Consider the following 9,298-nt stretch of genomic DNA (forward strand, 5'->3'; position numbering starts at 1 on the left):
ACACCAAAACCAAGCTGATCAAACGACAAATGTACGGACGCGCAGGCTACCCCCTCCTCCGCCACCGCATCCTCCTCAGCTGACACCGAACGTCACCACCGAAAATGGGCCAGAGCCAACTTTTTTACACACCCTTTCCGCCATGCTCGGCGAACAAGTATGGCGAGAATCCGGCCTCGGCGCGCCACACGACATCGAGCAGATGCAACGACGCATCACAGATCTTGAGCAACAAGTCGTCGATCTGAAGGGAAATCTGGCTGAGCGTGACCAGGAACTCGACGCGGCTCGTGCGGCCAACCGGGAACTGATCACACGCCTGAACAGCGGAATTGGCTCTCCGACTTCGAGATGAGCAAGCCCAAGTGGATCACAATCAAGCTCCTGCCAAAGGCGAGGGATTTCCGGCCTTCTGCTTGCGTGATCGGCCTTCAGTCGCGTGTTTTCTTCCGTCGGGTGCCGAGTTCGCCCCTGGGCTCAGCGACTGGATGGTCACCACCGGCGATGGCTCCGACGGGACTACTGCTCATTCGGTACCGGTGGCGCCGATCTGCATGTGGATGTGGGTCTTGTGCGCTTCGCGACCGTGGGGAGTTCCGGGGGCCGTGGCCGGGTGATCGGGGTGCATGATGAAGCTGCGTTCGCCGATGGTGGTCGGTTCGGCCGGTCCATCAGGGTCGTCTGAGCGGTCCTGCCATTCCGAGGCGATGAAGGCGTAGAGCTCGCGGAAGAACCCGGCTGACCACTCGTCCGCGGCTGCCGCCTCCGGGGCGGCAAGTCGGTAGCTCACGTTGCTGCCGGTGCCGGCGGGCCAGTTGCCACCGGGAGTGAGCGCTGTGGACACGGTGCCCCAGTCATCGTTGACAGTGCGGTTCCAACGGTCTCCGTCGTCGTTGGTGCCGCCCACGCCGATGAAGTCCGCTGCGCGTCCCTGTCCGTGGCAGTCGATTCGCTGGCCGGTGCCGTCGCCGGAGATCCCGACGTGGTACAGCTCTGTCAGGCCGGACCAGTTCTCCGATAGCCAGCGGCACAGTCGGAACAGCGCGAGTGCGTGGCGGGGGTCGAGCAGATCCGGGGCGGTGCCGTGCGGTTCCCGGTTGTCCAGAGCCCGGGTGCCGGATGGCCAGTGGCGGATGATGATTCCTCCCACGTTGCCGGCCTGGCTTGTCGCGTTGAACGGGTCCCAGCCATCGAGGCTCACCCGCTGCGGAGTGGCGGTGCCCTCCAACTTGATCCAGCCGACGCTGGGGTCCGCGAGCTGGACGATCTCGTCGAATGCCTCCTGCTTGGTCATGGCCCGTGCCGGTATGCTCATCATCGGTCACCTTCTTCGTCCCGTTGTCGCCGCTCATCGTGGATTCCTGTGCGTCGGACAATTTCGAAGGCTCTGTCGAGATCTGCCGAGACCCGTCAATGGCGGGAAAACCGTAGCGTCGGCGACTGCGGTGGGCCCGTTGCCGCCGACGCTGCAATCTCTACTTAGGGAACAAGCTTCCGATATCCGAGATCACCTTTCCGGCTCCTTCGACCACTTTTCCAGCGTCCTTGATAACGTCGCCTACGCCGCTCGCTTCGACTCCCTGGGTGTTCCCGTGTTCGCTTGCAGGCATGGTTTCGGCTCGGTCGATGGGTAGGGTTTGTGGCGGAACCCGGAGAGTGGCCACCGTCGGTCTGCTTGCCTTTGTCAAGGTGTGGTTCATCATTCCTGCTCTCCTTGCTGAACTGCTGTCAATGTCGGCGGGTGCGATGAATCTCGGCACCACGTCCTGGAGTTGTGAGGGGACAGAGGGATCTCTATCCCCGGCCCTTTAACAGGGCGAGAAGCTCGGGGGGGATGTTGATCCCGAAGGGAAATTGATCCGGTTCGACTCCCTGGGTGTTCCCGGATGTGCCAGCGGGTGCGGATTCGGTTCGGTTGATGGGCGCTACCTGTGGTGGTAGCTGGAGTGCGCCCGTCTTGGGAGTGGTCGCGTCTGGCATGGTGCGGACAGTCATTTCCCGTCTCCTTCCGGATGCGGTTTTCAGAGGACCGAGGTGATCCTCGTAGGAACCGCAACGTCGTCGTCGAAGTGGGGGCGTCGGATTCCGCGTGGCCTGCTCAGGTTGGGTTGCGCGCCAGGTGCCGACGGCATCTCACGGTCGTCAGAGCACACCGATCCAGGTGCACCAGGTGGTCCCAGTGCCTGGCACGAGCTGGCAGGCCCAGCCCCGGACGTCGCTGCGTGGCCACGGGCTCGGATCGCCGGGTTGGGTGCCAGGACCCCGCTTCAGAGGGAGTTCCTCGAACTCCGTGCCCGGGTTGATGATCACCGTTGGTACCAGGAACGGTTCGTCCCGCTCTGCGCGGTCGATCACCCCTTGGATCGGCAGGTTCAGTTGCATTGTGGCCTTCTTTCGTCAGCGCATCGTCGCCACGCGGCTCCGCGCTCGTTGCTCGCGCAGGGCCAACGCCGATCTAGAAGAGGTCGAGCCAGTCGAGGTCAGGGATCGTGGGCGACGGGTACGGCAGGGGCGTGAGGGGAAGAGGCGGCAGGCCAGGTTTCATTGGCTTCAGCAGGTCATCTAGCAATCCGCTTCCCTCGATACCCGCGGCGTTACTGGATGCGTCGTTCGATGCGGTTCCTGTTCGATTGATCGGTGCGGCCTGTGGCGGCAAATGCAGTGCTCCTGTTTTCCGCCTGGTCGTCCCTGGCGCACTGTGGTCGATCATGTCCTTCTCCTTTCACATGGAGCGCGATGCCTTCGCGCGTCTGTGATCGCTTATCAACTAGAGCGGGTCGGCAGCGGCGTCGCTGTGAGGACCTGGTGCTGCGTCCACTGAGATGCCGTAGCGCGCGTAGCACAGCTTCTGGGCCAAACCATGCAGATCGCTGCAGGGAGACTTGGCAGGTTGGATCCCGTCCGTGCCGTGCGCGGACTGAGCCCCCCAATCGCCCTGATGCACCGGTCGTGCCTGGGTCGGTGGTGCGATCTTCGGCTTGCCGTCCGGTTCGTTCATCGTGGTCTCCTTGGTTTCACGGAGTGCTCACACGCCCCCGATGAACCGGTGGGCGGGTGCAAGGCTGACGGGTGGGGATTCGCTGACGTCGATCGTGAACAGGTAGGAAACCTTCGCGCGCCGCTCGTTTTCTGGATCGAAGAAGGTCAGGACGACGTCCTGGCACTCCGATCCCGGTCGGCAATACGGGCTCTTCGAGACGCTGATGGAGTCCAGCGTGTAGAAGTTCTCGTTCGCCCCCGGCACGTATTTGCCGGATAGGAGTCCCTCGTTGATCTCGTTGGTGAACATGAACGCGTTGGTCGCGGCGTAGTTCAGTGCCCGGTCGCCAGGGCTCTGCCCGAGGTTGCGGAACTGGTAGTAGATCTTGTCTAGGAATCCGCGGGTGTTCTTCCGGAGGACCTCGTCCTCAACAGTCACGCCCCTGTTGTTGGCGTCCGACTTGACCGTGTTCACCGCTGCTTCGACCAGCGCGGCTTCGTTCCAGGTGTGGACTCCGCGGCTTTTGACCTCGACGACGGGGAGGACCTGTCCTGAAAACAACCGGGTCGTCCGGCCGGTGAGTACTCCCGGAATCGACACCCGCGAGACGAAATCCGCGTTGTCGGGTGGGAGCACCTGGCCCACGATCGCGTCCCGGAAGATCCGATGCACCACGGACACCGGCGGGTTCGACGACAGCCGGGTAAGCAACTGCGCGAGCTCAGCCGGACGCCCGGCCGCTTGCTCGGTCCGCTCCATGTCCCAGGACGGATCGAGGATCGGTTCGCCCCAGTCCATGCCCACCGGCGTCTCGGCCTCCAGCGCGTAGATGGGTGTGCGATCCAGCTCCAGCGTCCAGGTCAGCTTGTCCGACGCCCAGGGGTTCCGCGCCAGGTATGCGTTGAGCTGCCGTGGGTCGTACGGATTCGCTGGAGCTGTCGTAAACACGTCAGAGTCCGGGGTCCGGACCTCGACGCGGTCCATCTGCTGGCGAAACCCGTCCCGACGGCTCTCGGTCTGGAAGTCGAACCCGATGGAACCGATCGCATAGACAAGAGGACGCATGCTGTTCCCCTGACACCCACAACCTGACGACGGGCCGACAGCCGATTCCGAGGAGCTGCCAGCGGGCAGGCTCCTGGGCTCAACGGAGCACGACGCCACCTCTGCGGTCCCCCGGGTGCGACCAGTATCAATGCTGCCTCCTTCCGATTCGGAGGGAGTCTGCGCGGCACAGGGCTCCCCGGCGGCGCTGACTCCCTCGTCTGGTCGCCCCGGGGACACGGGCTCTGCGTCGTTCGATTGGCAGTGCGATGCATCGAACGTGCGAGCTTCCCCGGAGGCTTCGGCTCCCGTCTCCCCGTGCTGCGCGTTCGGTTGCACCGCATGGGACACGATCTGAGCTTCGTCGGAATTCGTCACAGCCGTACTCCCTCCTGTAGCGATGAGTTCAAATGCCCGTGCGAAGTTCAAGGTGCCGGCGAGGTGCCGACGGCACTCGGGGGCCTCGTCGGGATAGCACCGAGAAGCGGTTTCGAGGATGGCCGCGCGGACCCCCCGTGCATCCGGAGTTCGTCCGTTGTGACGCTGGACGGCCAGCAACAGCGCGGCGACCCCGGAGACCAAAGGTGTCGCGAAGCTGCTGCCCGTCAGGGACGCTCGGCCACCGCCGGGTGCGGCGCCCTCAATGTCTTGCCCCGGGGCCAGAACCCCGTTGGTGCGGTATGCCTCGCCCCAATTGTTGATCTCCAAGGGCTGGCCCTCAGGCCCTACCGCCCCGACGGCGAGGACGGACGGAGCGGCGGCTGGAACCTGCAGGCAGTCGCACCCGTCGTTGCCGACGGCCGAGACGATCAGTACGCCGTTGTCGGCGCAGAGCCGCAGGGCACGTTCGAGCATGCCGTCGGCCTTGCCGTCCGGAGAGCGTTCACCGCCGCTGATGTTGATGACGTTAGCTCCCGCCTGCACCGCCTGCTCGATCGCGCGTGCTAGGTCCAACTGCGGCACCCGGCCTTCCCCGCCATCGCTGAAGATCGGCAGGATCAGTCCACGGCACCTGGGTACAAGACCGACTACCGGGCTTGCGACCTGACCGAAAAGCAGGCTTGTGACATGGGTGCCATGAAGTGACATCGGCCCTCTACCAGCCGACTCCTGCACAAGCGTGTCGAGCCTGGTCAGATCGGCGCCCGCGAAGCACGGGTGGGACAGCTCCACCGGTCCGTCTAGCACGGCGACGCACACCTCGGCGTCGCCCAGGAGTGAGTCCTGGTCAAGCGCGCCTTGCAACACAGAACGAGATTCCATCCGGCCCCACATCCGTTGATGGCACTCGACATCCGGCTGGAGCCAGGGTCCTGCATACCCGTCTCGCTGGTGTCGGCCACGTTTTCATCCAGCGTCACGTTCGCGTCGCGGGCACGTTCCAGTTCACAAGGAAATGGCCGACGACACCTGCCCGCACGCATCGCCCTGAGCAGCCTTGCAACGCTGCCGAGACGAACGCGCGACGCTTCAGGAACGCGATCTGACAGACAAAACAGACGCCTCCCCGACTCGGTGGAACACCACGCGTCCCAGGTGCGCGGAACGCCCGTCGGTTCCACAGTGGCAGCATGGGGGTGTCCTGGAACGGCGTTCGCATCGTCCTGCTAGGAGGATTCGAGTTCACCTATCTGGGGACGGGTATCTCCCTACCTGCCGGAGCCCAGCGCCTGCTGGCATTCCTCGCCCTGCACACCGACGGCGCGCACAGGGTGGCCGCCGCCGAGCATCTGTGGCCCGACTGCGGGTCGTCCCGGGCGTCGGCGAACCTGCGTTCGGCGTTGTGGAAAGTGCGGCAGGTGGGCCCCGTGACCGTCATCGACAGCGTCGGTTCGCGGCTGCGTCTTTCGCCTGCGGCTCACGTTGATCTGCATCAGGTGTGGTATCAGGCTCAGCAGATTTTCGACGTGGGCCGTTCGTCGCAGGAATGCTGCGACGAGCTGATCAACGACCTGACGCAGGAGCTTCTACCTGGCTGGTCGGAGGACTGGCTGGTCTTGGAACGCGATCGATGGGACCAAATGCGCTTGCACGCCCTGGAGAATCTGGCACAGCAGCTTCGAACGGCCGAGCGCTACCTGCCCGCACTGAACACCGCACTGGCGGCACTCGCCATCGAACCCCTCCGGGACACCGCTCACCGCATCGTCATCGATGTACACATCGCTGAAGGCAATCTCGCCTGCGCGCTCAAGCACTACCGGCGTTACCGCGCGATCCTGCACCAGGAGCTCGGCGTCGCGCCCTCGGCACAGATGACCCAACTCGTTCGAGACCTGATGACCATGTAGGGGACAAGCCGGTCACCGAACCCACCACGCGCGGTGGCCGTGTCCAGTTCGACGACGGCGTCGAACCGCCAGCTGTCAGCGGTCTGCCAGCGCCAGTGAGCGAGTAGGTGAAGGGGGAGCCGTCGCGCTGATCGGCGATGCGTGCTGGGATCGCGATCAGCTGGCGGCGGATCGTGCCGGTGCGGGCGTTGGCGTGGAAGGCGCCCGCGAGGGCTGCGGCGGCGCGGGTGAGGTTGTGTGCGATCGCCACGCAGGTCAGCCAGGCGGCGTTGGCGGCGAATGTTGCTAATGGGCGACGAGCCAGGGCGGAGCCTTCGAGGTCGGCGATGACCTGTTCGACGATGGCGTGCCCGCGACGCTGCTGTTCCGCGGAGATCAGATCGCCAGCGGTGTTGGTGAACCAGGCGTGATAACGCCAGGCGGTGAACAGCTCGCCCTGGGCGCTGGTGACGTTTTGGTTTTAACCCGGCGCACGATCAGCCGAGCTGTCACGGGCATGCGGGTGGTGCGCGGCCGTTGAAGGCGGTGTAGGTGGTCTCGACGATCTCGGCATCCTCGTACGGAACTACACAGTGGGGTGGATGATCAGTCTTTGGCTTGCACCACACCTGTTGCGATCACTAAGGTCACCATCAATAGCCGCTGAGCTGCACTAACTTCTTTAAGAGCCCAGTATCAGGCCCCGCCTCCCTCGGAGAAGAGCGCGCTACGCCATCTCCATTCTCGACCCTGCGATGCTCGGCCGCGGACTCGGCAGCGAAGCCACCCAACTCGTGCTCGAATACGCTTTCACCGAGCTCGGGCTGCATCGGGTCGACCTGCGGGTCCTGGCGTTCAACGAACGCGCCATCGCCTGCTACACCACATGCGGATTCGTCATCGAGGGCCGGGAACGGGAAACCGCGCTGATCGATGGCAGGTGGCATGACGACGTCATGATGAGCATCCTTGACCACGAATACCACGACCGATACAGCTGAAGGCGGTGGCGCATCCGGCCTTCCGCTGACTGGGGTGGCACGAGTTCCAGGAGGATTCTGCTGTGGATCACGATGAGGCGTTGATCCATGTGCGTCGACATTATGATCAGCTTGGCGATGCGGAATGGGATCGGTTGACCAGCTCGATTGCCGGGCGGGTGTCGTGGGAAATCCACAAACGGTTCGCTTGGCGCTGGATTCCGACTGGTGGGCGGGTGCTTGAGATCGGTGCGGGACCCGGCCGGTTCACGCGGGTGTTGGCGGGTCTGGGTTGCGCGATCGTGGTGACCGACTTCTCGCGAGTGCAGCTCGACCTCAACGCACAGCATGTGGCCGCAACGGACGCCGAGCAGTACGTGCAGCGGCGCGAGCTGCTCGATATCTGTGACACCGGCCGCTATGGCAGCGGGGAATTCGACGCCGTGGTGGCCTACGGCGGTCCACTGTCATACGCGTTCGACCACGCCCTCGGCGCCGTCCGCGGACTGCTGCGGATCGTCAAGCCCGGCGGGGTGGTGCTGGCGTCGGTGATGTCCACAGTGGGCACTTGGCGGCACTTGCTGCCCGCGATCACCGGGTGGGCTGAGGTTCACGGTGAGGACGCCAACGATGCCATCTTGCGCACCGGGGACTTCCGCCAGGCCATGACCGATCAGCACGCGCACGTGTGCCGCATGTTCCGCTGGAGCGAGATCAGCACGCTCGCCCGCGACGCTGGCGGTGTGGTGCTGGATGGCAGCGCCAGCAACTGGGCGTCGCTGGCAGACCCCGAGGTGCTCGCCCGTATCGAAGCAGACCCCGACCGGTGGCGGCGCTTCCTCGATCACGAAGAAGACGCCTGTCGGCAGCCCGGTGCCCGCGACGGCGGAACCCACACCCTCATCGCCGTCCAACCCGCACCGCCACGACGGCAGGACGCGATGGCGGTGAATGCGGATGCGTAGCGGTTCTGGGTGGTGTGATGGTGTTGTCGAGATCCGCCCGTTGACGATGTCCGATGTGGATGCCCATTACGCCGGTGAAGACGACGAGATCGTCCGCTGGCTCAGCGGAGGTCCCAGCACCCGAGACACCGTCGCCGCCTACATACACGGCTGTATCTTCCAGTGGGCAACCGACGGAGCGCTGAGGGCGTTCGGCATCCACGAAGTGGCAGCGGATGTGCTTGTGGGAACGGTGGATCTTCGAGTCCACGAACCCTACCTGGCTGGGGATCAAGCGAACCTTGCCTACGGCATCTATCCTGCGTGGCGCCGCCGGGGTCTCGCTGTGCGCGCCGTCCGCCTCGCCTGCGCCTACGTCCACCACACCGGGCTCGCAAGCGAGGTCGTGATACGAACGCACCCGGACAATCACGCCTCCGCCGCCGTCGCGCGAAGGGCCGGGTTCCGCTTCAGCCACCGCGAACACGACCGCACCGAACCCCTCGACTGGTATGTGCGGATGCCGGACTGAATACCGTTGCGAGCACAGTGCGGGTATGACGCGTTCCGGATTGCTGGCTGCCCCACGAATGAGGTTGATCCACAGTTCGGCGGTATGGTGCGGGCCTTCCACTATGGCGCGCCGCCCCACGCGGGTATCACCCCGGGCGTTGATCGGATTGTCATGCTGCTGGCCGATGAACCGGACATCCGCGAGACCATTGCCTTCCCGCTCAACCACAACGCGCAAGAGCTGCGCATGGGAGCACCGAGCGAGGTAACGGAGGATCGGCTCAAAGACCTCCACCTCAGCATCCGCAGGCCGCCTCGCGACAGGGACTGTCCGTGATCTTGTGGGTGGTGGGTGATCTTGACCATGGTGGAGTGGACGCTTCGGTGGGAAAGGATCAAGGTTGACGGACAAGGATCCAGTGGTGGTGTCGGGGGGTGATGAGAGTGGTGATCGTGATCTGCGGATCGCCCAGGGGTTGGTCGAGCAGGCCCGCGCGGAAGGCGTGTCGCTGACTGGCCCTGGCGGGGTGCTGCGGAATCTGACGAAAACGGTGCTGGAAACGGCGT

10 protein-coding genes and 1 pseudogene are annotated in these 9,298 nt (G+C 64.5%); 6 read left to right on the top strand and 5 right to left on the bottom strand.

What is annotated here, in order from left to right; translation table 11 throughout:
- Positions 1–355 (top strand): annotated as a pseudogene (locus tag MOQ72_RS43245) (hypothetical protein); the annotation flags it as partial.
- Between the two features lie 171 nt (positions 356–526).
- On the opposite strand, the gene MOQ72_RS43250 reads toward MOQ72_RS43245, so the two are convergent.
- From MOQ72_RS43250 to MOQ72_RS43270, 5 genes are all read right to left on the bottom strand, one after another.
- Positions 527–1,315 carry a hypothetical protein gene (locus tag MOQ72_RS43250; RefSeq protein WP_242191875.1) on the bottom strand — a complete coding sequence of 263 codons (789 nt, stop codon included), beginning with the start codon at positions 1,313–1,315 and terminating at the stop codon, positions 527–529.
- A gap of 827 nt (positions 1,316–2,142) precedes the next feature.
- Positions 2,143–2,382, bottom strand: a complete 240-nt coding sequence (locus MOQ72_RS43255; protein ID WP_242191876.1) for a hypothetical protein — start codon at positions 2,380–2,382, stop codon at positions 2,143–2,145.
- Between the two features lie 73 nt (positions 2,383–2,455).
- Positions 2,456–2,710 (bottom strand): hypothetical protein, encoded by a 255-nt coding sequence (locus MOQ72_RS43260; RefSeq protein ID WP_242191877.1) that lies wholly within the window; start codon positions 2,708–2,710, stop codon positions 2,456–2,458.
- Positions 2,711–2,767: 57 nt separating this feature from the next.
- Complete coding sequence (locus MOQ72_RS43265) at positions 2,768–2,998, bottom strand: hypothetical protein (protein ID WP_242191878.1); 231 nt, start codon at positions 2,996–2,998, stop codon at positions 2,768–2,770.
- 27 nt (positions 2,999–3,025) lie between these two features.
- Positions 3,026–5,299 (bottom strand): cyanobactin maturation protease PatG family protein, encoded by a 2,274-nt coding sequence (locus tag MOQ72_RS43270; protein ID WP_308198070.1) that lies wholly within the window; start codon positions 5,297–5,299, stop codon positions 3,026–3,028.
- Between the two features lie 296 nt (positions 5,300–5,595).
- Here MOQ72_RS43270 and MOQ72_RS43275 point away from each other — a divergent pair, with 296 nt between their 5' ends.
- From MOQ72_RS43275 to MOQ72_RS43295, 5 genes are all read left to right on the top strand, one after another.
- Positions 5,596–6,315, top strand: coding sequence for an AfsR/SARP family transcriptional regulator (locus tag MOQ72_RS43275; protein ID WP_242191880.1), 720 nt, complete (start codon positions 5,596–5,598; stop codon positions 6,313–6,315).
- Positions 6,316–7,034: 719 nt separating this feature from the next.
- Positions 7,035–7,295: a GNAT family N-acetyltransferase gene (locus MOQ72_RS43280; RefSeq protein ID WP_308198071.1), complete on the top strand. Its 261-nt coding sequence runs from the start codon at positions 7,035–7,037 to the stop codon at positions 7,293–7,295.
- A gap of 158 nt (positions 7,296–7,453) precedes the next feature.
- The gene (locus MOQ72_RS43285) at positions 7,454–8,239 is read left to right on the top strand and encodes a class I SAM-dependent methyltransferase (RefSeq protein WP_308198072.1); all 786 of its coding nucleotides are present in this window, start codon (positions 7,454–7,456) and stop codon (positions 8,237–8,239) included.
- A 40-nt stretch (positions 8,240–8,279) separates the two neighbouring features.
- Complete coding sequence (locus MOQ72_RS43290) at positions 8,280–8,750, top strand: GNAT family N-acetyltransferase (protein WP_277955534.1); 471 nt, start codon at positions 8,280–8,282, stop codon at positions 8,748–8,750.
- A gap of 6 nt (positions 8,751–8,756) precedes the next feature.
- Entirely contained in the window at positions 8,757–9,068 is a 312-nt protein-coding gene (locus MOQ72_RS43295; protein ID WP_277955535.1) for an amino acid--tRNA ligase-related protein, read from the top strand.
- Positions 9,069–9,298: the final 230 nt, after the last annotated feature.

The sequence above is a fragment of the Saccharopolyspora soli genome (assembly GCF_022678645.1).
Taxonomy (GTDB): Bacteria; Actinomycetota; Actinomycetes; order Mycobacteriales; family Pseudonocardiaceae; genus Saccharopolyspora; species Saccharopolyspora soli.

Excerpts from the sequence above, each read along its gene's own strand:
- MOQ72_RS43275 (WP_242191880.1), top strand. The coding sequence starts at position 5,596 with ATGGGGGTGTCCTGGAACGGCGTTCGCATCGTCCTGCTAGGAGGATTC.
- MOQ72_RS43250 (WP_242191875.1), bottom strand. The coding sequence starts at position 1,315 with ATGAGCATACCGGCACGGGCCATGACCAAGCAGGAGGCATTCGACGAG.
- MOQ72_RS43270 (WP_308198070.1), bottom strand. The coding sequence starts at position 5,299 with ATGTGGGGCCGGATGGAATCTCGTTCTGTGTTGCAAGGCGCGCTTGAC.
- MOQ72_RS43265 (WP_242191878.1), bottom strand. The coding sequence starts at position 2,998 with ATGAACGAACCGGACGGCAAGCCGAAGATCGCACCACCGACCCAGGCA.
- MOQ72_RS43255 (WP_242191876.1), bottom strand. The coding sequence starts at position 2,382 with ATGCAACTGAACCTGCCGATCCAAGGGGTGATCGACCGCGCAGAGCGG.
- MOQ72_RS43260 (WP_242191877.1), bottom strand. The coding sequence starts at position 2,710 with ATGATCGACCACAGTGCGCCAGGGACGACCAGGCGGAAAACAGGAGCA.